The 24,097-nt window shown below is 68.4% G+C and carries 24 protein-coding genes; 11 read left to right on the plus strand and 13 right to left on the minus strand.

Annotation, left to right across the window (positions count from 1 at the left end; genetic code table 11):
* Positions 1 to 36 precede the first annotated feature (36 nt).
* Positions 37 to 285: a hypothetical protein gene (locus tag KTR9_RS21885; protein ID WP_014928170.1), complete on the minus strand. Its 249-nt coding sequence runs from the start codon at positions 283 to 285 to the stop codon at positions 37 to 39.
* 231 nt (positions 286 to 516) lie between these two features.
* Here KTR9_RS21885 and KTR9_RS21890 point away from each other — a divergent pair, with 231 nt between their 5' ends.
* From KTR9_RS21890 to KTR9_RS21910, 5 genes are all read left to right on the plus strand, one after another.
* Positions 517 to 1,191 (plus strand): PAS and ANTAR domain-containing protein, encoded by a 675-nt coding sequence (locus tag KTR9_RS21890; RefSeq protein WP_014928171.1) that lies wholly within the window; start codon positions 517 to 519, stop codon positions 1,189 to 1,191.
* Between the two features lie 251 nt (positions 1,192 to 1,442).
* The gene (locus KTR9_RS21895; protein WP_014928172.1) at positions 1,443 to 2,564 is read left to right on the plus strand and encodes a glycosyltransferase; all 1,122 of its coding nucleotides are present in this window, start codon (positions 1,443 to 1,445) and stop codon (positions 2,562 to 2,564) included.
* On the plus strand, positions 2,557 to 3,666 hold the full coding sequence (locus tag KTR9_RS21900; RefSeq protein ID WP_014928173.1) for a glycosyltransferase family 4 protein: 1,110 nt from the start codon (positions 2,557 to 2,559) through the stop codon (positions 3,664 to 3,666). Before KTR9_RS21895 ends, KTR9_RS21900 begins: the two co-directional genes overlap by 8 nt.
* Positions 3,663 to 4,643: a hypothetical protein gene (locus tag KTR9_RS21905; RefSeq protein WP_014928174.1), complete on the plus strand. Its 981-nt coding sequence runs from the start codon at positions 3,663 to 3,665 to the stop codon at positions 4,641 to 4,643. Before KTR9_RS21900 ends, KTR9_RS21905 begins: the two co-directional genes overlap by 4 nt.
* On the plus strand, positions 4,640 to 5,500 hold the full coding sequence (locus tag KTR9_RS21910) for a glycosyltransferase family 2 protein (RefSeq protein ID WP_014928175.1): 861 nt from the start codon (positions 4,640 to 4,642) through the stop codon (positions 5,498 to 5,500). Before KTR9_RS21905 ends, KTR9_RS21910 begins: the two co-directional genes overlap by 4 nt.
* Here the strand turns inward: KTR9_RS21910 and KTR9_RS21915 are convergent.
* Positions 5,472 to 5,897, minus strand: coding sequence for an anti-sigma factor (locus tag KTR9_RS21915; protein ID WP_014928176.1), 426 nt, complete (start codon positions 5,895 to 5,897; stop codon positions 5,472 to 5,474). The genes KTR9_RS21910 and KTR9_RS21915 overlap by 29 nt on opposite strands.
* Positions 5,898 to 6,221: 324 nt before the next feature.
* Between KTR9_RS21915 and KTR9_RS21925 the strand changes: the two genes are divergently transcribed.
* Positions 6,222 to 6,674, plus strand: a complete 453-nt coding sequence (locus KTR9_RS21925) for a hypothetical protein (protein ID WP_014928177.1) — start codon at positions 6,222 to 6,224, stop codon at positions 6,672 to 6,674.
* 2 nt (positions 6,675 to 6,676) lie between these two features.
* Positions 6,677 to 7,855 carry a zinc-dependent alcohol dehydrogenase gene (locus KTR9_RS21930; RefSeq protein WP_014928178.1) on the plus strand — a complete coding sequence of 393 codons (1,179 nt, stop codon included), beginning with the start codon at positions 6,677 to 6,679 and terminating at the stop codon, positions 7,853 to 7,855.
* Here the strand turns inward: KTR9_RS21930 and KTR9_RS21935 are convergent.
* A complete protein-coding gene (locus KTR9_RS21935) occupies positions 7,845 to 8,702 on the minus strand; it encodes a SigB/SigF/SigG family RNA polymerase sigma factor (protein WP_014928179.1) in 858 nt (285 codons plus the stop codon). The two genes, KTR9_RS21930 and KTR9_RS21935, sit on opposite strands and share 11 nt — an antisense overlap.
* Positions 8,703 to 9,146: 444 nt before the next feature.
* On the opposite strand from KTR9_RS21935, the gene KTR9_RS21940 reads away from it, so the two are divergent.
* The gene (locus KTR9_RS21940; RefSeq protein ID WP_044507272.1) at positions 9,147 to 9,593 is read left to right on the plus strand and encodes an STAS domain-containing protein; all 447 of its coding nucleotides are present in this window, start codon (positions 9,147 to 9,149) and stop codon (positions 9,591 to 9,593) included.
* A gap of 174 nt (positions 9,594 to 9,767) precedes the next feature.
* On the opposite strand, the gene KTR9_RS21945 is transcribed toward KTR9_RS21940, so the two are convergent.
* Together KTR9_RS21945 and KTR9_RS21950 are read right to left on the minus strand one after the other, a co-directional pair.
* Complete coding sequence (locus KTR9_RS21945; RefSeq protein ID WP_014928182.1) at positions 9,768 to 10,451, minus strand: GAF and ANTAR domain-containing protein; 684 nt, start codon at positions 10,449 to 10,451, stop codon at positions 9,768 to 9,770.
* 144 nt (positions 10,452 to 10,595) lie between these two features.
* Positions 10,596 to 11,783 carry an acyl-CoA dehydrogenase family protein gene (locus KTR9_RS21950; protein WP_014928183.1) on the minus strand — a complete coding sequence of 396 codons (1,188 nt, stop codon included), beginning with the start codon at positions 11,781 to 11,783 and terminating at the stop codon, positions 10,596 to 10,598.
* 166 nt (positions 11,784 to 11,949) lie between these two features.
* Here KTR9_RS21950 and KTR9_RS21955 point away from each other — a divergent pair, with 166 nt between their 5' ends.
* Positions 11,950 to 12,957 (plus strand): LacI family DNA-binding transcriptional regulator, encoded by a 1,008-nt coding sequence (locus tag KTR9_RS21955; protein WP_014928184.1) that lies wholly within the window; start codon positions 11,950 to 11,952, stop codon positions 12,955 to 12,957.
* A gap of 17 nt (positions 12,958 to 12,974) precedes the next feature.
* Here the strand turns inward: KTR9_RS21955 and KTR9_RS21960 are convergent, their stop codons facing one another.
* Positions 12,975 to 13,289, minus strand: a complete 315-nt coding sequence (locus KTR9_RS21960; protein WP_014928185.1) for a DUF2470 domain-containing protein — start codon at positions 13,287 to 13,289, stop codon at positions 12,975 to 12,977.
* A complete protein-coding gene (locus tag KTR9_RS21965) occupies positions 13,282 to 14,013 on the minus strand; it encodes a tyrosine-protein phosphatase (RefSeq protein ID WP_014928186.1) in 732 nt (243 codons plus the stop codon). The genes KTR9_RS21960 and KTR9_RS21965 overlap by 8 nt, the downstream gene beginning before the upstream one ends.
* Positions 14,014 to 14,105: 92 nt before the next feature.
* On the opposite strand from KTR9_RS21965, the gene KTR9_RS21970 reads away from it, so the two are divergent.
* Positions 14,106 to 14,738, plus strand: coding sequence for a flavin reductase family protein (locus tag KTR9_RS21970; RefSeq protein ID WP_010842697.1), 633 nt, complete (start codon positions 14,106 to 14,108; stop codon positions 14,736 to 14,738).
* A 22-nt stretch (positions 14,739 to 14,760) separates the two neighbouring features.
* Here KTR9_RS21970 and KTR9_RS21975 read toward each other — a convergent pair whose 3' ends face one another.
* The 5 genes from KTR9_RS21975 to msrB form a co-directional block, all read right to left on the minus strand.
* On the minus strand, positions 14,761 to 15,708 hold the full coding sequence (locus KTR9_RS21975) for a PfkB family carbohydrate kinase (RefSeq protein ID WP_014928187.1): 948 nt from the start codon (positions 15,706 to 15,708) through the stop codon (positions 14,761 to 14,763).
* On the minus strand, positions 15,705 to 16,280 hold the full coding sequence (locus KTR9_RS21980) for a zeta toxin family protein (RefSeq protein ID WP_014928188.1): 576 nt from the start codon (positions 16,278 to 16,280) through the stop codon (positions 15,705 to 15,707). The genes KTR9_RS21975 and KTR9_RS21980 overlap by 4 nt, the downstream gene beginning before the upstream one ends.
* A complete protein-coding gene (locus KTR9_RS21985) occupies positions 16,277 to 16,660 on the minus strand; it encodes a TA system antitoxin ParD family protein (RefSeq protein WP_014928189.1) in 384 nt (127 codons plus the stop codon). The genes KTR9_RS21980 and KTR9_RS21985 overlap by 4 nt, the downstream gene beginning before the upstream one ends.
* Positions 16,661 to 16,783: 123 nt before the next feature.
* Positions 16,784 to 17,332 carry a peptide-methionine (S)-S-oxide reductase MsrA gene (gene msrA, locus KTR9_RS21990; protein WP_014928190.1) on the minus strand — a complete coding sequence of 183 codons (549 nt, stop codon included), beginning with the start codon at positions 17,330 to 17,332 and terminating at the stop codon, positions 16,784 to 16,786.
* Entirely contained in the window at positions 17,329 to 17,823 is a 495-nt protein-coding gene (gene msrB / locus KTR9_RS21995) for a peptide-methionine (R)-S-oxide reductase MsrB (RefSeq protein WP_044508193.1), read from the minus strand. The genes msrA and msrB overlap by 4 nt, the downstream gene beginning before the upstream one ends.
* 141 nt (positions 17,824 to 17,964) lie before the next feature.
* On the opposite strand from msrB, the gene KTR9_RS22000 reads away from it, so the two are divergent.
* Positions 17,965 to 18,456, plus strand: coding sequence for an SRPBCC family protein (locus KTR9_RS22000; protein WP_010842691.1), 492 nt, complete (start codon positions 17,965 to 17,967; stop codon positions 18,454 to 18,456).
* Between the two features lie 52 nt (positions 18,457 to 18,508).
* On the opposite strand, the gene KTR9_RS22005 is transcribed toward KTR9_RS22000, so the two are convergent.
* The gene (locus KTR9_RS22005) at positions 18,509 to 24,004 is read right to left on the minus strand and encodes an ATP-binding protein (RefSeq protein ID WP_044507274.1); all 5,496 of its coding nucleotides are present in this window, start codon (positions 24,002 to 24,004) and stop codon (positions 18,509 to 18,511) included.
* Between the last annotated feature and the right edge of the window lie 93 nt (positions 24,005 to 24,097).

The following is a 24,097-nucleotide window of genomic DNA, read 5'->3' on the forward strand; positions in this document are numbered from 1 at the left end:
GCGGAAACATCGCCACTTGCCCCGGGTCGGTGAGCGTCAGGGGTGCTCGTCCGGAATCTCCTGGTCGAGCTTCTCGTCGAGGGATTCCCCCTCGCGCTGCTCCCGCGCCGTCGTGCCGGTCCGGTCACTGGCCGACCAGTCCTCCGGCGGATCCATGCCCTCCTCGAGCGGGTCCTGCCCGAGTCGGTCCTCGTCGAGGTCTTCGAAACCGGCCGTCGACGTCAGATCGGGGTTGATGCCCTCGGTTGCCGCCGTCGCGCTGTCACCCGCGTTCTCGGTGCTCATTCTCGTCCTCCTCGTCGTAACCGGGATCGGTGCCCGTTGCGGTCGGCGCCTCGATGCCGCCGGCCCGAGCTTTCGCAGATACCCGGGTGACACCGGCCCGAAACGATCTCCGCGAGTCCGGCATCGGTGACACGACCAGGTCGATTCCCGCCCGGCGCGACGGCCAGGTAAGCTCATTTTTCGCCCGAGACCGCTGGCTTCCTTGTTGATTTGTGGTTTGTAGGGGTGAGGGTGACAGACGCCAACGATCACACCGCCGGCGAGTCCCGCATCAGTCACGTCGGCAGCTTCCGGTTCTTGTTCGACACCCAGGAGTGGGAGTGGTCCGACGAGGTCGCCGAGATGCACGGCTATCGGCCCGGTGAGGTGACTCCGACGACGGAGTTGATCGCCGGGCACAAGCACCCGGACGACAGGCAGTCGTTCGAGGAACTGCTCGCGACCATGCTCGACCGGCGGATTCCGTTCTCGAGCCGGCATCGCATCGTCGACACCGAGGGTCAGGTCCGTCACGTCGCTGTCGTCTCGCAGCAACTCACCGACGAGTCCGGCACGGTCATCGGCGCGGAGGGCTTCTACCTCGACCTGACGGCGATCGAGGAGAAGGCCGTCAAGGACCGCGTCGACGAGCACGTCGCACGGTTCCGGGAGCATCAGGGAGTCATCGAACAGGCCAAGGGCATGATCTCGCTGGCCTACGGCGTGAGCGCCGATCGTGCATTCGAGGTCATGCGGTGGCGGTCCCAGACGGCGAACGTCAAGGTGAACGAGCTCGCTCGGTCGATCGTCACCGGCGTCCACAAGTACGTGGTGTTGCCGGACCCGGTCCGGCAGTCCTTCGACCACCTGCTGCTCAACGCCCACCAGACGGACAACCAGAGCTCTCCGCACTCGAACTCACACTGATCACCACACCGTTCGTTCATCGCCCCGCGGCGGTTTCGTCGCAGGCGATCTGGGGTATCAGAGCCCGCATGACGACTCGCCGGAGATCGGCGGTTGTCCCTGCGGCTCGCGAAGCCGCGATCGCGTAGGCCCGGTTGAGTAGACAGCCGTTGCGACCCGAGTGAACGGATGTGGCAGTGAGCAGTGGGCAGCCCAGCGGAACAGCAACCCTCGAGACGGCGGGGGCGAGCACGACACGAGGCCGGTCGGCGATGTCGACCGGTCTGCGCGCGCGGACGGGCACCGGCGTCGCACGTGTGCGCGTCGCGTCGGTCCCGCAGTCCCATGTGTACGTCCGCCACCTGTCCCCGCTCAACGGAACGGTCAGCAACCTCGAGACCGGGCCGGTCTCGGTGGTGCGCCTGCCCGATCCGGAACCCGCCGACGGCGCGACGGTTCCGGGCGGCTGGTGGCCTCCGCTGATGCTCGATCCCGCCTGGATCGCGCGGCACCACGACGAGTTCGACGTCTTCCACCTCCATTTCGGGTTCGACGCCATCGAGCCGGCGGTGATGACCGCGGTGGTCGACGAACTGCGCACACACGGCAAACCGCTCGTGTACACGCTGCACGATCTGCGCAATCCACACCACCCCGAGCCGGGACATCACGAGGCGGTCCTGGACATCCTGGTGCCCGCAGCCGACGAGGTCATCACGCTGACCCCCGGCGCGGCCGATGAGATCGCACGCCGCTGGCAGCGCGAGGCGACCGTGCTCCCCCATCCCCATGTCGTCCCGCCGGGACGGTTCGCCGCGCGCAGACCGCACACCGACGAGTTCGTCGTGGGCGTCCATGCCAAGAGCATCCGCGCCAACATGGACCCGTTGCCGGTGATCATGACCCTGCTCGAAGCGGCCGCCGACTACCCGGACATGACCGTCGCGATCAACCTGCACGAGGAAGTGTTCGTCCCGGGCACACACGCCTACAACCCCGACTTCGGCACGACCGCGCTGGCGCTGTCCCGGCATCCGTATGCGCGCGTGCGGGTCCACGACTACTTCACCGACGACGAGCTGTGGGACTACCTGCGTGGCCTGTCGGTATCGGTACTTCCGTACCGGTTCGGCACCCACTCGGGCTGGCTCGAGGCCTGCCACGATCTCGGCACCACCGTCATCGCACCGAGTTGCGGCTACTACCACCAGCAACAGGACTGCCTGTCGTACGAGTTCACCGAGGACCGTTTCGATCCGGATTCGCTGGTTTCGGCTCTGGCACAGGCCTATACGGCCCGGCCGTCGGCCGCCCTGTGGCCGGAGCGGCGCGCACAGCGCCGGTCTCTCGCCGACGACCACGCCGCCCTCTACACCCGGATCATGGATGCGTGACACCCTGAAGATCGCCATCGTCGCGTCGAGCCGCTATCCGATCGCACAGCCCTTCGCCGGCGGACTCGAGGCCCATGTCTGGCATCTCACGCGCGCCCTGACACTCGCCGGCCACGAGGTCACGCTGTTCGCGGGCGCGGGCAGCGACCTGCCGGTCGACTCGGATCGCCTGCGCGCGGAGCTGTTCGAACCTTCCGCGGCCGCGCGCTCGGACGTGTCGATGCCCCAGCTCGAAGCGCTGCAGGATCATCACTCGTATCTGTCGCTGATGCTCTCGTTCGCTCGCAACCCGGGTGAATACGACGTGATCCACAACCACAGCCTGCACTATCTCCCGGTTGCCATGGGTCCGGCCGTACGGACGCCGATGGTCACGACGCTGCACACCCCGCCCACGCCGTGGCTCGAGTCGGCACTGGCCCTCGCGCCCGACACCCGCTGCGTGGCGGTCAGCAGGCACACAGCGCGGTCGTGGTCGCATGTGCTCGGCGAGATACCGGTGGTGCACAACGGAGTTCAGCTGGATCGCTGGCCTGCCGGTCCAGGTGGGGACGACCTGGTCTGGTTCGGTCGCTTCGTCCCGGAGAAGGGCGCTCACCTCGCCATCGAGGCCGCGCACCGTGCCGGTCGCCGGCTCCGGCTGGCCGGCCCGATCAGCGATGCGCGTTACTTCGAGCAGCACATCGCGCCATCGCTCGGCGAGCTCGTCCACTACGAGGGTCACCTCCACCAGCACGACCTGGCCCGCCTGGTCGGTTCGTGCGGCGCGACGCTGGTCACCCCGGTCTGGGACGAGCCGTACGGCCTCGTGGTCGCGGAATCGCTCGCCTGCGGAACCCCGGTGGCGTGCTTCGCCCGCGGCGGCATCCCGGAGATCGTCGGCGACGACGCGGGCGTCCTGGTGCCGCCGGGCGACGTCGACGCGATGGCCCTCGCCGCGCAGGAGGCGCTCACCATCGACCGGGATCTCGTGCGACGCCGCGCCGAGGATCATTGCTCCGACACCGCGATGATCAACCGGTACACCGACATCTACGCCGATCTGGTCGCCGGACGTCCGCTCACCGGCACCGAGCCGCTCGCTCGGGAGGTACCGGTGTGATCGGCTACTACGTACATCATCAGGGACGCGGCCACTGTTCGCGTGCCACCGCCATCGCCGGCCGCATCGGCACCGATGTCGTCGCGCTGACCAGCGCCCCGCTGTCCGATCCGGCGTTCAGCGAGGTGATCACCCTCGAGCGCGACGACGCCGAGCCGGAGCCGCGCGACGTCGACGCGGGCGGTCTGTTGCACTGGGCGCCACGACACGACGGCGGTCTGCGGACGCGTATGGCGCAACTGGCCGAGTTCGTCGCGGAACGCACCCCGGCGGCCGTCGTCGTCGACGTGTCGGTGGAGGTGACCCTGTTCCTCCGGCTGCTCGGCGTACCGGTGATCGTGACGGCGCAGCCCGGCATTCGTGACGACCTACCGCATCAGCTCGCCTACCGGGCTGCCGATGCGATCATCGCGCCCTGGCCCGCAGAGCTCTACCAGCCGGACTGGCTTCGAGAGCATCTGCCGAAGACGGTCTTCACCGGCGGCATCTCCCGCTTCGACGGGCGACTCCCCGTCTCGCACCCCACGTTCGCCACCGACGTCCTCGTCCTGACCGGTGCCGGCGGGGAACGCGGTGGACCGCACCCGGCGACCACCCTCGCCGACGAGCTTCCGGGCCGCACCGTCGTCGGGCTCGGTCCGGCCTTCGGAACCTGGGTCGACGACCCGTGGCCGTTCCTGTGCAGCGCCCGGGTCACCGTCATCGGCGCCGGTCAGGGGAGCGTCGCCGATGCCGCCGCAGCCGGCCGGCCAGCGGTGGTGATCCCCGAGGACCGCCCGTTCGCCGAACAGCGGGCAACCGGCTACACGCTCGCACGCTCCGAACTCGCACTCGTCACGTCGTCGTGGCCGGACGCCGAGAGCTGGCGGTCGATCCTCGACACCGTCGGGGACTCGGCGCCGGCGTGGTCGCGCTGGCAGACCGAGGGTGCCGCCGAGCGGGCCGCGCGGGCCATCGAAGCGGTCGCGCACCGATGACCGGCTCCCCCGAGGTGGTCGCGGTCATCACGATCGTGTCGGGGCGACACCTCCACCTGCGACGCCAGCTCGATGCATTCGCCCATTCGACCCACCGGCCCGACATACACCTCATCGTGGCGATGGACGATCCGGTGATCGCCACGGTCGTCGCGGGGCATCCGGTGCGTGTCATCCACTTCCGCAACGACGACCCGAGCACTCTGCAACTCGCCGACGCGCGCAACGCGGGGGCGGCGGCCGCGATCGCGGCGGGAGCGTCGATCCTGGTGTTCCTCGACGTCGACTGCATACCCGGCCCGGACATGCTCGAACGCTACCTGCGGTCCTGCGCGGCCACGCCGGACCTGACTCTCCTCTACTGCGGTCCGGTCACCTATCTGCCGTGTGACCAGCCGACCTTCGACGCCCGCGAACTCCCCCGGTTCACCGATCCACATCCGGCACGCCCGTCACCGGGATGCGGACAGACCCAGCTGTCGTCGGAACTGATGCTGTTCTGGTCGTTGTCGTTCGCCGTGCGGACCTGCGACTGGCTCGCCCTCGGCGGATTCCACACCGGTTACCGCGGTTACGGGGGTGAAGACACGGACTTCGCGATGTGCGCGCGCAACAACGGATTCCGGATCGCCTGGGTCGGCGGAGCGCACGCTTATCACCAGCACCACCCGGTCTCGAAGCCGCCCGTCGAGCATCTCGAGGACATCCTCCGCAACGCCCGGGTCTTCCACCGGCGCTGGGGCACGTGGCCCATGGAGGGATGGTTGCGGGCCTTCGCCGAACGCGGCCTGGCCGCCTACGACGCCGCCGGCGATGACTGGCGACCGGTCAGCGGCGGAATTTCGAGAACGCGATGACGACGCCTCGGGACGCGGCGTCCGGGCCCGGTTCGTCGTAGGTGATCGTGTGGGTGTCGGTGACGGTCTGCACGATCCGCCATCCGAACGTCGACTGCTTGAGGGTCACGTCCCCGAGGAGTTCGCCACGGATCTCGCCGATCACGCCCTGCGACGACAGGTACAGCGTGAGCTCGATCGACGATCCGTCGGCGGCGGCGGAGATGATCTGCGAGCAGATCTCGTCCACGGCCACCTTCGCGTCGATCACGTCGTCGAGCGCCCAGTCATCGACGTAGAGAGCGGTCTCGACCAGGGCGCGCACGAGTGCGAGACGATCGGTGGCGGCCGGCACCCGAAGCACCGTCGGCGTACCGCCGGCGATCGATAGCTGGGAGGTCGCATCGGAATCGGTCATCAAATGAGTCTTCTTCGCCCGTTGATTGGTGGTGCCGATCTCGGCTGGTCTGGTCATGAGTGCCCCGTGATTCCGTGTTCCAAACCGCGGCTCGAATGGAGTGGCCGCGCCCGTCAGTGCCCCCAACACGTCTCGACACGGTAGCAGAGCTCCGGCCGGCGGTCGGATTCGATGAGATGCACGTCTCGGTACGTCCCATTTCCGACGAAGGTGTCGGCACGTCGACGTTTCATCTCCGGCCTGTGGCGGTACACCGAGCGCACCGAGGTCGGTTGCCCAGCCGCCGGCCACCGAACCACCACCAGACAGCGCAGGGAGTGCACCATGCCAGATCTGACACCCGAACGAGAAGTCGCCTCACGAGAGGCCATCGCCCGCCGCCCGGCACGAAAGTCACGAGGACTGAAGGCCATCGGCCTCCTCGGCTTCGTCTGCCTCGGACTCATGCTGGTGCTCGCAGGCCTCGCGATCGCCGCCGGAGCAGGCGACCGCGATGCGACCGTGTGGCTGGCGATCGGCGCCGTCCTGGTCGGGCTGTTGGCGATCGGCCTGCTCATCAGCAGCCGCGTCCTGCTTCGACGTCGCGCGGCCAGGGACGGCGATCGGGCCCATCAGGACCCGATCCAGCCGGAGACGACCGCCGAGGAAGCCGAACGGTACGAGGAGCGATTCCACGACTTCCCGGTGGAACACGCCGGCAAGCGGGAGCGAGGACGCGACGACCGCCTGGAAGAGATGCAGGACGACGGTCGTCGACACAACGATGGAAAGGCCTGAGCATGCGTGCAGTGACCTGGCAGGGCAAACGACAGGTGTCGGTCGACACCGTGCCCGACCCGAAGATCATCGAGCCCACCGACGCCATCATCAAGATCACCTCGACCAACATCTGCGGTTCCGACCTGCACCTGTACGAAGTGCTCGGCCCGTTCATGCAGGCCGGTGACATCCTCGGACACGAGCCGATGGGGATCGTCGAAGAGGTCGGCAAGGACACCGGCGATCTCCGCGTCGGCGACCGGGTGGTGATTCCATTCCAGATCTCCTGTGGCACATGCCTTTTCTGTCATGACGGCCTCATGACGCAGTGCGAGACGACCCGCGTCACCGACCAGGGGACGGGCGCGGCACTGTTCGGGTACTCACAGCTCTACGGGTCGGTGCCCGGCGGGCAAGCCGAGTATCTCCGCGTGCCCCAGGCCCAGTTCACGCACATCAAGGTTCCGCTGGAGAAGCCCGACTCGCGCTATGTGTACCTGTCGGACGTGCTGCCGACGGCCTGGCAGGCCGTGGCCTACGCCGAGATCCCGCGGGGCGGAACCGTCACCGTGCTGGGTCTCGGCCCCATCGGCGACATGGCCGCCCGTATCGCCGCCCACCAGGGCGCGCGGGTGATCGGCGTCGATCGCGTGCCCGAGCGGCTGGCACGGGCCGAGGCCCGCGGCATCGAGACGGTGAACTTCGACGCGGTCGACAACGTCGGCGATGCCATCCGCGACCTGACCGGCGGCCTGGGCACCGATTCCGTCATCGACGCCGTCGGCATGGAGGCTCACGGATCACCGATCAACAAGGCGCTCCAGAGCGTGGTCGGACTGCTACCGGATGCGGTGGCCCGCAAGGCGATGTCGGAGATGGGCACCGACCGGCTGGGTGCGCTGTACTCCGCGATCGACATCGTCAAGCGCGGCGGGACGATCTCGCTCTCCGGGGTCTACGGCGGCGCGGCCGACCCGCTCCCGATGCTGACCATGTTCGACAAGCAGATTCGGCTCCACATGGGTCAGGCGAACGTCAAGAGGTGGGTCGACGACATCATGCCGCTGCTCACCGACGACGATCCGCTGGGCGTCGACACCTTCGCCACCCACGAACTACCGCTCGAGGAGGCCCCGCAGGCCTACGAGACCTTCCAGCAGAAGAAGGACGGCATGGTCAAGGTGATCCTCAAGCCGTGACGCCCGGAGGCGTGCCGCGGACCTTGGTGGCGGCACGCCCGACATCGGCCTGCGCGTCGTCGCCGTCCGGACCCTCGACGACGACCTCTGCGCGCAAGGTCTCGATGATGCGCGTCAGCAATCGCGACACATGCATCTGGGAGATCCCCACCTCACGAGCGATTTCGCTTTGCGACATCGACTTGAAGAATCGGAGGGTGAGAATCTTGCGCTCACGGTCGGTAAGCCGCTCGAGTGCCGGCTGTAGCGTGACGAACTCCTCGACGAGTTCCAATCGCGCGTCCTCGTCACCCAGAGTGTCCGCGAGAGTCCAGCCATCGGTCGAGGAGCCTGCTTCGGCATCGATCGAGCTGGCGGTGTAGGCCGACCGCGCGACCATCCCCTCGATCACCTCACTGACCGGTAGGTCGAGGTGTTTGGCGATCTCACTCGGGCGCGGAGACCGTCCGAGCGACTGCAACAACTCCTCACTCGCCTTGGCGATGTTGAGAGAAGCCTCCTGCGCCCGGCGAGGCACCCGGATGGACCAGGTGCTGTCGCGGAAGTACCGCTTCACCTCGCCCATGACGGTCGGCACCGCGAAGGCGAGGAAGTTGTTGCCGCGCTCGACGTCGAAACGGTCGACAGCGTGCATGAGACCGATCCGCGCCACCTGACGCAGATCGTCGATGGGCTCGCCGCGTTCGGAAAAGCGCCTGGCGACATGGTCTGCCAGTGGCAGACACCTCGCGATGACATCTTCCCGCAGCCGGGTTCGGCGATCATCGTCCACCTCGTCGCGCATCGCGCGGAGAGACGGTAGGACATCGCTGTAGTCGTCGTGATCGCCCCGGTCACCCGACGCCATTCTCACCACCAGACTTCGAGGACACTCGAGAATCGGATGCGCAGCATCCGTGCCACATGCAGAACAGGAACATTGATGTGCGCACCGGTTTCGACGCATATCCGAGTCCAGCCAACCATGGTCCGAGGGCTGCGTCCAGCTGCACCGGTGGCGGGCTGGTCAAGCACCACGGCCGCCAGGACATCGCACAGAAACTGCCGAAGGTTGGCACAACCTTGAATGCAGACCCACCGGCACGTAGGGTAGAGAGATGCGGTTCAGGTAGCAGCTGCGTTCTAAGCGTCAGGCGCCCAGGGCCTTTTCGCTTCCGAACATCGTGGTCAGCTCCCTTAGAGGACGAGCGCGAACTTGGGCTACTCCTCACTGATTCAGTCGGAGCAGCACGGCTACCGATCCAGAGGTGATGGTCGGGCCATACGACGCACTCATTGAAACGAGAACATCATGGGTCTCACTTCCTCAACCACTTTTCGCTCCGCTTTCGATCCCGCAACGGAGCCCGCGCCGAAGCAACATCAGCACCAGCTGGTCTCGCCCAAATCATATTGCGTGCAAGGATTTTCGGGCAGCGTCGACCGCGATTCGGCCGCCAACTTCGCTGCCGCGCTCGATCGGGTGATCACCGGCCCGGTCGACGGCATCGTCCTCGACTTCTCGGGCCTGAACTTCTTCGGGACCGTCGGCCTGGTTCTACTCCGATCGTTCATCGACGACGCCGGTCGGCGTTTCATTCCGGTGGTGGTCGTCGGCGGCCGCACGGTGACGCGGCCCCTTGAATTGTGCGGAATGACACCGTACGTGAAGACGTTCGAGACGGTCGAAGATGCCGGGCGCGCCCTGACCCACGATCAGATCGGGCCGAGCACAATGGAATTCACCGTCGCAGAGTAACCCGACTGGTGGATTTCGATTGAAGTCCACCAGTCGAGTCGAGATCGATCGGTCGCAAGAGGAACAGGCGCACTCCAGTCGAACGAGCCGGCTGAGGTCGTTGCTCGCGCGCGGCTCGAGTCCTTCGTCGGCGGTGAGGCGGCCCAACAGAACCAATATCGAAGGGCAGACAGGTCACCGCTTGTCCGTGACCTGTCGTGCGACGTCGACGAGCTTGGTGTTCGAATCCTGCGACAACCGCTTCAGCAGGTCGAAGGCGGCCACGGCGTCGATCCCGAAGCGTTCCATCAGGATGCCCTTCGCCTGGCCGATGACGTCGCGGTTGGCCAGGGCGCTGTGGAATTGCTTGTCCTTCTTGACCTTGTTCCACGCGAGCGCGGCGTGGGTCGCGAAGACGATGCCGATGTCCTCGGTGTGCAGATCGAAGGCGTGCGGCTCGTCGGCGAAGAGATTCAGCGCACCGATGGTCGTCGTGTCGGCGAAGAGCTGGAAGGACAGCACCGACCGGATCGGGGTCTCGGCGAGAGCCCGCTGACGATACTCAGGCCATCGCCACTCGTTCTCCAGGTCGTCGACACGGACGACGCGATCGGTGAACGCCGCCGAAATACACGGCCCCTCAACGAGTTCCGCCTGAATGGCATCGTGCACTGCGGCGACGTCGTGCGTCGACCCGAACGATTCGATCGACTTCCGATTGATGGCAACGGTGAGTCCGGCGTACTCGACGCCGGGTATGTCGACCAGCGCGTTCTCGACGATCGTCTTGGCGACCTGCTCGTCGGAGTCGTCGCTGTGCAGTTCCCTCGCGAGTTCGGCTATCTTGCGGTGGACGTCCTCGTTCGACGGATCAGTCATGATCGGGCTCCTCTCGACGCCCGACGTGAGCGAATTACTACGGACGCGCTTTGACAAGCGTGCTCACCCAACGTAGCCCACTGCGCCATCCCGCGTGTGCAAGCGGGCAATCCGCTTGTCCTGCTCAGCTGCGCTCGGGGCGACTCAGCGGAACGCCGAAGAACCCGTCAACGCGCGGCCGATGGTGAGCTGGTGGACCTCGGAGGTCCCCTCGTAGGTGAGCACCGACTCCAGGTTGTTGGCGTGCCGGATCACCGGGTACTCGAGGGTGATGCCGTTCGCCCCCAGGATCGTTCGGCACTCGCGAGCGATCGCGATCGCCTCCCTGGTGCTGTTCAGTTTGCCGACGCTGACCTGCTCGGGGGTGAGTTCGCCGCGGTCCTTCAACCGGCCGAGGTGATAAGCCAGCAGGTGTCCCTTGCCCACCTCGAGCGCCATGTCGGCGATCTTGGTCTGGGTTATCTGGTATCCGGCCAGCGGCTTGTCGAACACCTCGCGCGACTGCGCGTAATCGATGGCGACCTCCAGGCAGTCGCGGGCGGCGCCGATCGCCCCGAAGATGATGCCGAATCGCGCCTCGCCGAGCGCGGTCAGCGGACCGCGCAGGCCTTCCGCGCCGGGCAGCATCGCCGACGCGGGGAGCCGGACATCGTCGAAGACGAGCTCCGAGGTGACCGAGGCGCGCAACGACATCTTCTTGGTGATCTCCGGCGCCGAGAAGCCCGGCGTGTCGGTGGGGACCACGAATCCGCGGATGCCGCCGGGACTGTCGGCGAGATCGGTCTGCGCCCACACCACGGCGACGTCGGCGATCGAACCGTTGGTGATCCACATCTTCGTCCCGTTGAGCACCCAGTCCTCGCCGTCGCGCTTGGCGTGGGTGCGCATGCCTGACGGGTTCGAGCCGAAGTCGGGCTCGGTCAGGCCGAAACAGCCGATCGCCTCGCCCGCCGCCATCCGCGGCAGCCACTCGTTCTTCTGCTCCTCCGACCCCCAGTGGTGGATGGAGAACATCGCGAGCGACCCCTGCACCGACACCAGGCTCCGGATTCCGGAGTCGACGGCCTCGAGTTCCAGGCAGGCCAGCCCGTACGACATCGCGCTCATCCCGGGACAGCCGTAACCGTCCAGGTGCATGCCCAGCGCGCCGAGCTCACCGAGTTCGCGGGCGATCTCGCGGACGGGCAGCTGGGCTTCGGAGAACCAGTCGGCGATGTGCGGGCGCAACTTCGACGCGGCGAAGTCCCGCACGTTCTCGCGGATGGCGATCTCGTCGGCGTCGAGCAACGAGTCCAGGGCGAAGAGCTGGGGCAACGTACTGGGGCGGGACATCGAAGACCTCCGTCGAGAGTCGGGCGACCGGGCGGACCCACGCCGCCGCGAGAACGTTTGCACGAACGTTTGCATCGCCTAAGGTAGGTGTTCTGCGGTCGTCGGTCAATGCACGAACCCGGGCCGCGGCACCGGACAGAGGGCACCGGACAGAGGGAGGAACGGCGTGGTCGATGGTCAGCGCGCGCCCACGCTGAAAGAGATCGCGCGGCGCGCCGGCGTGCACGTGTCCACGGCGTCGCGGGTGCTCCGTCAGCCCGAGCCCGCCGACGGCTGGTCGGCGTCGGCGCTGAGGGTACGGGAGGTCGCCGACCAGCTCGGTTATCAGCGGAACGTGTGGGCGGCCAGTCTGCGAACCCGAAAGACGACCACGATCGGGGTCGTGATGACGCGGCTGACCGATGGCGTGGTCGCCACGACGTATCAGGGAATCGAGCAGGCCGCCACCCGCGCGGGGTACTCGGTGCTGTTGTCGAGCCCGCCCGACGACGAGGCCGCCCAGCGGCGCGCCATCGAACTCCTCGTCGGCCGGCAGGTCGACGGCCTGCTGTTGAGCGGACTGCACCGGCCGGGTCGCGACTTCGTCGAGTCCCTGCGGATCGCCGACCTGCCGTTGCTCACGCTCACCCGGCACGCCGATGCCGGACTCCCCTTCGTCGGCGGCGACGACGAGCGCGGCGGGCGCATCGCCGCCCGCCATCTCCTGGATCGGGGACACACCGACCTCGCCGTCATCGCCGGTCCCGGTCACGCGACCACGGCGACCGACCGCCTCCGCGGATTCACCGCCGAGCTGCACGACGCCGGGATCACGCTCCCCGACGACCGCATCGTCGCGTCGAACTTCGAGGTCGACGGCGGCACCGCGGCCGGCGCGGCACTGCTCGACCGTCCCGACCGCCCACGGGCGATCTTCGCGGTGTCGGACACGATCGCGGTGGGAGTCCTCGGCGTGGCACGCGACCTCGGCCTGCGCATCCCCGATGACCTCGCCCTGATCGGTTACAACGACATCCCGGTGGCCGCCCAGCTTCCCGTCCCGCTGACGACGGTCCGGTCGCCGGCACGGGAGATCGGCGAGACCGCGGTGCGCGGTCTCCTCGACCTCACCATCGGACGCGACGTCGAATCCCGCCGCTTGCCGGTGGAATTGATCGCTCGCGGGAGTACGTGACGCGCCCCGACGCCTGCCTAGGACGGGGCGCCCGAACGCTCCTGCGCCGCACGGAACATCGCGACCACCGCGACGCGAACGTCGGCGCGATCGCGGACCGGTCGATCCCAGGCGAGTCGCACACCGGCGACCCCGTCGGGGACGGAGACGTCGAAAGTCGCTGCCTCGTGGTCGAACCCGGTCATCACGGCGGCGGTCGCGTCCGGGCGGCCGCCGAGGGTGCGGCAGATCAGCAGTGAGTCGTCGGCGTGGTCGTCGTTCATGTGTGCCAGCACGGCCGCCACGACGTCCGGGGCGAATTGCGCCGTCTCCGAGATGTTCTCGTCAGCCACGCGCAGCCTCCCCTGCCTCGGCGCGTACGAACATCTCGACCCACCGCCGGAAGTGTTCGACGTCGCCGCCCTGCGCCTCGAACCATCCCCAGGCGCCACCGCGGGCGCCGGTCACGTCGGCGACGACCAGTTCGATGGCCTCCCGCGGCGTGCGCAGGATGGGGGCCTCCAGGGTGGTGCCCGCCGGGATCCGCTTGCGGGACCGCAGGCGCGCGAACACGCCCGCGATACCGGCCTCGGTCAGGTGGTAGTCGGCGATCACGGCTTCTTCGTCGACACCCGCCAGGAGCAGCGCGATCGCGATGATCACGCCGGTGCGATCCTTGCCGGCCGCGCAGTGCACCAGAGTCGCCCCGTCGAGGTCGAACTCGTTCAGCGCGGCGGTCAGCCGGTGGCCGCCCGTCCGCATCATGGCGGTGTAGATGTCGACGAGAGCGGTGTCGGCGAGCCGGTCGACGCGGGCGCCCGACGACACCGGACGATGCACCACCCGCACATTCGCCGGCCACGTGACGGCCATCCGGCCCAGCTCCGTGGGGTCGCGCAGGTCGACGACGGTCGCCGGCGGCCACGGCATGCCCACCGGGTCCTCGTCGTCGGGATAGGGGGCGTCGCTGCGGATCAGCACGTTGGCGGCCGTGATGCCGCCGCCGGCGACCCGCATGCCGCCCAGATCCCGGATGTTGGCGAAAGTCCGCAGGTCAGGGCCGGAGGAGAGAGTCACAGCTTTCCCGATCGTCGAAGTGCGCAGTGGTCGATCGCACCTCACCTTACGCAGGCGGCGGCACGTCGGGCCGCTGACGTACCGTTGCGACGGTGACGATCTACCACTCCTACGAACCGTCGCAGGGCCATCGGCTGTCGCACGACCCGGTCAACGCGATCGTCGCGCCGCGACCCATCGGCTGGATCTCCACCGTGACCGCCGACGGGGTGCGCAACCTCGCGCCCTACAGTTTCTTCAACCTGTTCAACTACACCCCGCCGATCGTCGGCTTCGCCAGCGTCGGTTACAAGGACACCGTCGCCAACGCGCGGGAGTCCGGAGAGTTCGTGTGGAACCTCGCCACCGACGATCTCGGCGAACAGATGAACGCCACCTCGGCGGCGATCCCTGCCGGTGAGGACGAGTTCGAGGCCGCGGGGCTCACCCCGCTGGCCTCCGACCTCGTGGCCGCGCCGCGGGTTGCCGAGAGCCCGGTCGGTTTCGAGTGCCGCGTCACCCAGTCATTCCAGTTGCGCACGGCCGCAGACGAACTCGTCGACACCTGGATGGTCCTGGGCGAGGTCGTCAAGATCCACATCGCAACCGGCCTGCTGCGCGAGGACCAGACCTTCGACACGGCCGGGGCACGACCCCTCCTGCGAGCCGGCGGGCAGGGCGACTACTTCCTGCCCAGCGACGACCATCACCGATTCATGAAGCGACCGAGACCCGCCACGCGCTGACCACCCGGTCGACGGGTGTGCCTCACACCGCGCGGCGGATCTCCGCATCGCCCGGCATCCCGGTCCGGGCGCCGACGGCGCCGACCGACAGCGACGCCGCCGCGACACCCCGCTTCGCCGCCTCGAGGACCGTCGAACCGGCGGCGAGCGACGCCGCGAACACGCCGTTGAAGGTGTCACCCGCTCCGGTCGTGTCGACGACCTCGTCGACGTGCCCGGCGGGGAGGGTGAGCACGTCGCCGGACGGATTCGCGATCAGCACACCCTCGGCACCGAGGGTCACGAGAACGGGTGCACCCGTACGTGAGGCCACCGCCACTGCCCGCTCGGCCGCCGGCACCTCCGGGGCGTCCCGACCGTCGTCGATCAACGCGTGCAGGTCACGAAGTTCCGACGAGTTGGGCGTGAACACCGGCGCCGACCCCATGAGGTCGACCATCGACGCCGGCACCGGGGCAGGATTGACGACGCATCGGAGACCCCGCTCGGCCGCCGTCGTGACGGCCGCGGCGACGGCGTCGGCCGGGATCTCGGTGCTGACGAGCACACACCCGGCCCAGCCGCCCGCCCGGCGAACCGCAGTACGGACGACGTCAGCGGTCAGCAGGCCATTCGCGCCGGCGCCCACCGCGATCTGGTTCTCTCCGCGAGGGTCGACGACGATGAGCGCCATACCGGTGGACACATTCTCGAGCGCGGCCACGTCGGTGACGTCGACGCCCTCGTCCCGTAGTTCGTCGAGTGCGCCCGCACCCATGTCGTCGGAACCCACTGCGCCGCAGTAACGCACCTCGGCACCCGCACGCGCAGCGGCAACGGCGGCGTTCGCGCCCTTCCCGCCGCCGTGCCGAGTCACCGTCGGACCGACGACCGTCTCACCGGGACCCGGCAAGCGGTCGGTCTCCACGACGAGATCGACGTTGACGGCGCCGACGACGAGAAGCCCGGTCGCTCGATCGTGGGAAGTCATCGTGGCTCCGAACGCGTCGGCGCATCCGGCGTCCAGTCCGGCCAGTCGGGCATGCCCGCGACCATACCGTCGACGTACCGCGCGACGATGCGCGTGGTCGGTCGCTCGTTGGCGTACACGGTTGCCTGCTCGCTACGGAGGATGGCCGTGCGGACGAGCGGCCACAGGCGCCGGAACCGCTCGCGGATCTTGACCTCCGGGACCGCGTGCCCACCGCTGTCGACGCGCAACCGGACGCGATGGACCGCGAGATCCTCGGGGATCATCACGACGTGGAGCACCACTCGGTAGCCGGCGGCGTGCGCACGTTCGATGAGTTCCAGTTTGGATGGATGCGAAAAGACCGTCTCGGCGATGAACGAGGCGCCTGTCCCGATCAGTTTGTCGCGGGTGGCCGCCGCCAGTCGGGCGGCGTCGTAGGAATGCGCTTCCGCGGCGTCGGGCCACTTCTGCCGGGCGATCAGGTCGGCGTTCACGAAGGGCGTGTGCAGCAAGGGCTGCAGATGATGCTCGACCAGCGTCGACTTCCCCGCGCCATCACACCCGACGACCAGGTCGAGCCGCGGTGTCACCGGCCGAGGATGACCGTCGTCCCGTCGGGACGGTGTTCGACTAGCCGTCCGTCGTCATCGACGACGACCGAGGAGAACCCGTCCGATGCACGACGAACCACGTGGTCGTCGGTGGCGAGTCGCGCTTCGAGGTGCGCGTCGATCTCGGCGTCGTAGACGACGGCTTCCTCGGCGGTCAACACCTCTCCCGGCAAGTCGCCCGCCAGCGCGGCCTCGACCCGCCGACGCGACGCGGTGGTGCGCTGCGAGACGCTGCGGCCGAGACGGGCCCAGTGTTCGAGTTGCTGCCGCGCTGACCGCTGCTCGCGCGCGCCCTCCCGGGCGGCATCGGTCACCAATGCGGCAGACAGCCGGGTCACCTTGTCCGTACCCGTGCTCATTGCAGACCTCCCGCGCATGTGTAGCAGAGTGCTACATCGCATCAGCATACGCCGACGAACCCGTCGACGGTCGTTGTCGGACGACCGCCGACGGGCGCCGGTGCTCTCAGCCGGTCTTGCGCGTCACCGCGTCGACGCCGCATCCCGCTTCGGCAACACCCATCCCGGACGCGGGAAGTGGCAGGTGTAGCCGTTCGGGAAGTTGAGCAGGTAGTCCTGGTGCTCGGGCTCGGCCTCCCAGAACGGGCCCAGCTCCTCGATCGTCGTGACCGCCTTGCCGGGCCACAGTCCCGACGCGTCGACGTCGGCGATGGTGTCCCGGGCGACCCGCTCCTGCTCCGGTGTCACCGGGAAGATCGCCGAGCGGTAGCTCGTGCCGACATCGTTTCCCTGCCGGTTGCGCGTCGACGGGTCGTGGATCTGGAAGAAGAACGCGAGGATATCGCGATACGTCGTCTGCGTCGGGTCGAACACGATCTCCACGGCTTCGGCATGCCCGGGGTGGTTGCGGTAGGTGGCGTGGTCGTTCTGCCCGCCCGTGTAACCGACCCGGGTGCCCAGAACTCCGGGCTGCTTGCGGATCAGGTCTTCCATGCCCCAGAAGCATCCGCCCGCGAGGACCGCGGTCTCGGTGCCGGGACGGACGGTGATCTGGCCGGTGTCGGTCGTCATGCGTTCTCCTCGTGAGTGTCGGTGGTGCGGGAATCGGCGCTGTTCGCGCCGGTGAACAGGACGGCGTACTCGCCGTACCCCTCGGCCTCGAGCTCGGCGGCCGGGATGAACCGCAGCGAGGCCGAGTTCATGCAGAATCGCTGGCCTCCCGCGTCGCGGGGCCCGTCGTCGAAGAGGTGTCCCAGGTGGCTGTCGGCTCCCGCGGACCGCACTTCGACACGCCGCATGAACAGGCTCCGATCGACCTTCGTCGCCACGGCGTCCGGATCGATGGGCCGGGTGAAGCTCGGCCATCCGGTCCCGCTGTCGAACTTGTCGGTCGACGAGAACAGGGGCTGTCCCGACACGACGTCGACGTAGATGCCGGGCTCGTGGTTGTCCCAGTACTCGTTGTCGAAGGCGCGCTCGGTGCCGTCACGCTGGGTGACGCGGTACTGGACGTCGGTGAGGCGGCTCAACGCCGCGGGGGTCTTGCGGTAGGTGTTGCTCACGTTCTCCTCCTGCCGACGCGCTCCGGCTCCGTCGATCGACGGTGCATCGGAGGCGTCACCGTGCACAACACCACGACGCTCGGATTTGGTCCCGTGACCCCTGCATAGGATCGATGCACACGCGAATCTCAGGAAGGGCCCATGACGACCAGCCACGACGACCGCACCGCTCGATTCACCCACGCCGAGTCCATTCGCATCGACGCCACGCCGCAGCAGGTGTGGGATCTGGTGACCGACATCGGTCGCACCGGCGAGTGGAGCCCGATCTGCAAGGCGTGCTGGTGGGCGGAACCGGCGACCGGGCCCGAGGTCGGCGCCTACTTCCACGGCCGCAACGAGACCCCCGAGCACGTGTGGGAGACGCGATCGCTGGTCCTCGTCGCGGAGGAACCCCGCGAGTTCGCGTGGATGGTGAACGAGAACGCGGTGCGCTGGTCGTACACGATCACACCCGACGGCGACGGGACGACGCTGACCGAGTCGTGGGCCGTGCAACCCGGCGGCTTCGAGCTGTTCGCGCAGCGGTACGGCGACGATGCGGACACCCAACTCGAGCAGCGTCGCGACGCCGCGCTGTCGGGCATCCCGGTCACCCTCGCCGCGATCAAGGAGATCGCCGAGCGCGGGTGATGCCCGGTGCGTCCTGGGGTGCTCGGGTCCGCGCACCCCAGGAAGCCGGACGCTAGGAGCTGACCACCTCGGAATCCTGCTTCCCCCACGCCGGCGACTTCTCGATGGCGCCGATGATCTGGGGCCGGAGTTCCTCGGCCTGGATGACCGCATCGACCGAACCGACCTCGACGGCGCGACGGATGCTGTGCACCGAGTCGAACTCCGCGGCGATCTCGCTGATCTTCTCCGCGCGCACCGACTGGCGCAGGTCGGCCAGTTCGGCGTTGAGCCGCGAGCGCTCGGGGCCGGTGGCCTGCGCGGTCTCGGCCTCCAGTTCACGCACCCGCGCGTCGGCGCCGACCCTCTTGGCCACGTCGCCGGCGAAGACCACCGCGGCCGCGGGGGCACCGCCGAGCACCGACGCGAACGAACCGTCGATCGCGAGCACGGTCATGTTGGGGTTCAACGCCTTCGAGAACACCACGAACGCTCCGCCGTGATACCGCGAGATCACGCAGAACACGATGGGGCCCTCGAAGTTGACGATGGCGCGACCGATCTCCGCGCCGTACTCCAGCTGGAGCTTGCGCAGCGACTCCGGCGACCCGTCGAACCCGGAGAGGTTCGCGAGCACCACGAGCGGTCGGTTGCCGCTCGCCACGTTGATCGCGCGCGCCGCCTTCTTCGACGACTGCGGGAACAGCGTGCCGGCCGTGTAGGTGTCGGGGCCGTCGGTCGGCGTGTAACCGCGGCGCTGCACCTCGCGTGACTCGATGCCCAACAGGCACACCGGGATTCCGCCCATGTGCAGGTCGCAGACGACCGCGGTCTCCGCGTCGGCCATACCCGCCCAGCGCTCCAGGACCGGATGATCCTGGTCGGCGACGGCCCGGATGACCGTGCGGATGTCGAACGGCTTCTTGCGGTCCGGGTTGTAGGCCGTCGAGAAGATCTGCCCGACCGTGGTGAAATCACTGCCCGCCAAGACGTGTGGGTAGTCGGAGATGTCGCGGTCGACGGGGTCGCTCGTGATCGCCCGACGCGGCGTCTGCTCGCCCGGCGCCACGTACGTGTGATCGTAGTGGGCCATCAGGAGATCGCGGGCGGCGCCGAGGTTCGGCGCCCAGTACTGCGCCTGCCCGTTGGGTCCCATCACGCGGTCGTAGCCGCCGATGCCGAAGTTGTCCTCGGCCGACACACCGCCGGAGAAGTCGAGCGACTGCTTGCCGGTGAGCACCATCGCCGATTCCGGTGTCATCACCAGAACACCCTTGGTGTGCATGAGCATCGTCGCCTCGGCGTTCCAGTACGGCTGTCCGCCGACGTTGATGCCGGCCACGACGATGTTGATCTCGCCACCCGACTGGGTGAACTCGACGATCCGCTTCAGCGCGCGGGCGATCCAGTCCATGTTCTCCGTACCGGAATCCATGGAGATCCGCGCGCCCGAGGACAGTGCGTACCACTCGAGCGGGACCTGCATCTGTTCGGCGAGGTCGAGCGCGGCGACCAGCCGACTGCACTCCGGTTCCGCAAGCGCGCCCAGCGATTTCGTCGGGTCGCCGAGCAGGACCACGCGGGTCACGCCCCGCGGGTACTTCTCGGTGGGCGTGGTGACCACACCGGCGACGATCGCGGCCGAGTTGCGGCCCTTGGGACGGTCGACCTGCACGAGACGCTGCTCGGCGTCGAGGTCGTACTCGGTGAAATCGCCGAGGATCGCGGCCAGTTCGTACGGGTAGACGGTGTTGCGCTTCGCCGCGCGCAGGACCTTCTGGCGGTACTCGTCGACCGGTTCGATCGGCTCGTCGGTCGGGTCGAGGACCCGGACGTCGAATCCACCGGTGGGGTTGACGGAGAAGTGGACCGAGACCTTGCTGAGCTCGCCGGTGTCGCGGTCACGGCGACGCGCGATGAGCTGGACCTCTTCGAGGCCGACTCCCTGTGTCGTGCCGCGGATGTGATCGGCGATCAGGTCGAGGATGTCGGCGTCGACGTCGATCGGCGGCCACACGTACATGATGATCCGGTTGGCGCTCGACAGGTTGGTCGAACCGCGCTGCGCACGCCGGATCGAGTCGACGCACGACGCGAGCGCGGCTTCGGCGGTCGGCAGCGTGAGCAACCGGCCGTCCTGCTCGCGCAACGCGGTCAGGTCGCGGACCTGGGCGAAGGCGACGAGCCGGCGGTCCGACGGGTTCTCCCTTGCGACACAACGGAAGAGGTAGACCTCCTCGTCGTCCGACGACGGCAACCTGGTGAGGTCGAACTTGCGCAGGCGTTCCATCTGCATGCGCTGCGCGATGTAGGGGTGCAGACCACGGATCAGGCGCTCCTCGGCCATACCGGTCGCCGACGGCCGGAACGTGACGTGGTGATGCATTCGCGCGTCGGCGCTGCCGGCGACCGTGATGGTGACCCGATGCACCTGCGGCGGAAGCGAACTGGTGGCGACGATGTCGTGCAGCGTCCCGGCGAGGACATCGAAGTCGTCGGGTTGCTGCTCCCACGCGAGATAGATGTCGGCATCGACGGCGGCGGTGTCGCGGGCGAGTTCGCCGAGTCCACCGATGGTCGCGGGCAGGGCGTCGAAGCCCACCGCGGCCGACGCGACGTTCCCGGCGTCGCGCTCGGCGACGACGAAGGTCGCGCCACCGGCCTGGCGGATCCGGATGTCGGCGAGACCCCGGTTGCCGTAGTAACGCCGGGTCAGCACCTCGAGCATGACCGTGTTGTCGGCGTGCCGTTCGATGCGCTGGCCGAGCAGCCGGACGAGCGGCTCGGTGCTGCGCACCATGTCGTCGATACGGCTCGTGCGGTCGGCGGCATCGGGGTTCTCGTCGAGGTACTTCAGCTGCTTGCGCACGTTGCTGTAGACGCGTGCGCGGTCGCGCAGCAGGAGCGGCTGGCCGTACCAGGCGTAGATGACACCGCGCGCGAGGTCGGCGACCGCCGGGAAGCGAACCTGGGTGGCGGCGACGAGGCGGTCGAGGGCGGTGCCCACCGCCTCGCGCAGTTCGTCGCGGGGCGTCGGCTCGTCGAGCCACTCGAGCAGCAGCGCGCTGATCATCGAGGCCGAGTCGTTGGGGTTCTGCAGCGCGAGGAAGATGCGGAACACCCCGGCTTCGAGTTCGGGGGTGCGGTCGAGATCGGTGACGCCGTAGTGACCGAGCGCGCGGCCCAGCTGGTCGTGGAACGCCGCCGGGAGTCCGTCCCGCTCCACGTCGAGGCTCTGCAGGTAGGTGTGGAAGTTCTCGCGTGCGCTGTGTACGTGCTCGACGCCGACCTCCTGACTCGATGGCCGGTTCTGGCTCAGTTCGGCGAGGTCGGCGAACACGGTGACCAGTTCGAGCTCGTCGGCCAGCGGACGGCGGCCGCTGTCGATCGCCGCCCGTCGCACGGAGAGATATTCGTCGAGCAGGCGCGTCCGGTCGTTGGGGTCGACGTCGAAACCGAGGAGCTGACTACGGAGGTCCTCCTGGCTGCGCGTGGTGCGTTCGGTGGGATCGAGCTGGGGATCCTCCGGCAACTCGAGGTCGATGCTGGTACCCACCTCTTCGACGACCTCGTCCTCGTCGTCGGCGAGCGGCTCGAGCCGCATCAGGGTGGCCCCGGTCTCGACCTGGGTGCCGACCGACACCGCACATTCCTTGACCCGCGAGCGCACCGGTGCGCGCAGCACCGTTTCCATCTTCATGCTCTCCAGGACCAGGATCGGGGCGCCGGCCTCGACCTCGTCACCGGCCTGCAGTGGCGTGGCGACGACCAGTGCGGGCGCGGGCGACCGCACCACGCCGCCCTCGTCACGGCTGACGCGATGGGTGACGCCGTCGACGTCGACGAGGTGGACGGGCCCGTGGGTGTCGGTGACCAGGCGGTAGCGGACCCGGTTCACGATGAGCTGCGCGGCGTGGTCGTCGAAGCGCTCGAGGTCGACATCGACGGTGCGGGTCTCCCCCGGCGCCTCGACGGTGACACGGAACCGGTGTGCCCCGATGGCGGCGACCCGGACGCGGTAGGCGACGCCGCGGAGCTTCAGGTCCAGGGGTCGACCGCTCTCGTGCTGAACCTGCGGACGACCACCCGAGGCGGTCGACATCAGGCGCTGCCGCTCGACGAGTTCTTCCTCCTCGTAGGCGTCGATCGCCGCGGCGACCAGCGCGATCGCGGAGTGCCGGTTGGCGACCAGTCCACCGTCGGCGCGCACGCGGTCGATCCAGCCGGTGTCCGCGCTGCCGTCGATCACCTCGGGCTGGTCGAGCAGTTCGAGCACGAAACTCTTGTTGGTCGCGCCGCCGGCGATGATCACGCGGGTCTCGCGGATGGCCCGACGCAGTCGGCCGAGCGCCTCGTCGCGGTCGCGGCCGTAGGCGATGATCTTGGCGATCATCGAGTCGAAGTCTGCGGGGATGGTGTCACCCTCGCTGACGCCGGTGTCGACGCGGATGCCCGGTCCGGCGGGCAGCTCGAGCAGGTCGATGCGGCCCGGGGCGGGGGCGAAGTCGCGGTCGGGATCCTCGGCGTTGAGGCGGGCCTCGATGGCGTGGCCGCGCTCGCTCGGCGGCTCGCCTTCGAGGCGCCCACCGGACGCCACGTGCAGCTGCGCACGCACCAGGTCGAAGCCGGTGGTCGCCTCGGTGATCGGGTGCTCCACCTGCAGACGGGTGTTGACCTCGAGGAACGCCAGCAGGTTCTCGCCCGGGTGGTAGAGGAACTCGACGGTGGCCGCGCCGCGGTAACCGACGGCGATGGCGAGCCGCTCCGCCGAGGCCTTGAGCTCGGCGACCCGGTCGGCGGGCAGAACCGGCGACGCCGATTCCTCGATGATCTTCTGGTTGCGTCGCTGGACCGAGCAGTCACGCACGCCCAGCGCCCAGGCGGTGCCCTGACCGTCGGCGATGACCTGGACCTCGACGTGCCGCGCGCCGGTCACGAGCCGTTCCAGGAACACCACACCGCTGCCGAAGGCGCGCTCGGCCTCCTCGCGGGTGCGGGTGTAGGCGTCGCGCAGGTCGGCGTCGTTGGTGACCTTGCGGATGCCGCGGCCACCGCCGCCGGCGGTCGCCTTCAGCATCAACGGGTAACCGATCTGGCCGGCCGCGGCCACCGCCTCGTCCAGGGTGTCCACCCCGCCGCGGCTCCACGCCGCCACGGGCACGCCGACCTCCTCGGCGATCAGCTTCGCGCCGATCTTGTCGCCGAGTTTGCGCATCGCCTCGGCCGACGGCCCGACGAAGGTGACGCCGATCCGATCGCACAGTTCGGCGAACAGCGGGTCCTCGGCCACGAATCCCCAGCCGACCCACGCCGCGTCGGCACCGGTCTCCAACAGCGCGTGCTCCAGCACCTTCATGTTCAGGTACGGGCGCGACGCGGCGGGTCCCAGGTCGTAGGCGACGTCCGCCTCGCGCACGAACGTGGCGTTGCGATCCACGTCGGTGTGCAGTGCGATGACCTCGATGGGCTGCCGGGTCTCCTCCGACAGGCCCCGAACGGCGTGGATGAGCCGCATCGCGGCCTCACCTCGGTTCACGATGGCGATACGAGAAAACAACACCGACTCCATTCACATCGTCGTCGTGCGGTTGAAGGTCCGCAGGTACGGTACAGCGCGGCGACCCAGCTCAGTGGAGATCCGGGACGCGCGAGGTGGTCAGAC

The organism is Gordonia sp. KTR9 (genome assembly GCF_000143885.2).
Classification (GTDB): Bacteria; Actinomycetota; Actinomycetes; order Mycobacteriales; family Mycobacteriaceae; genus Gordonia.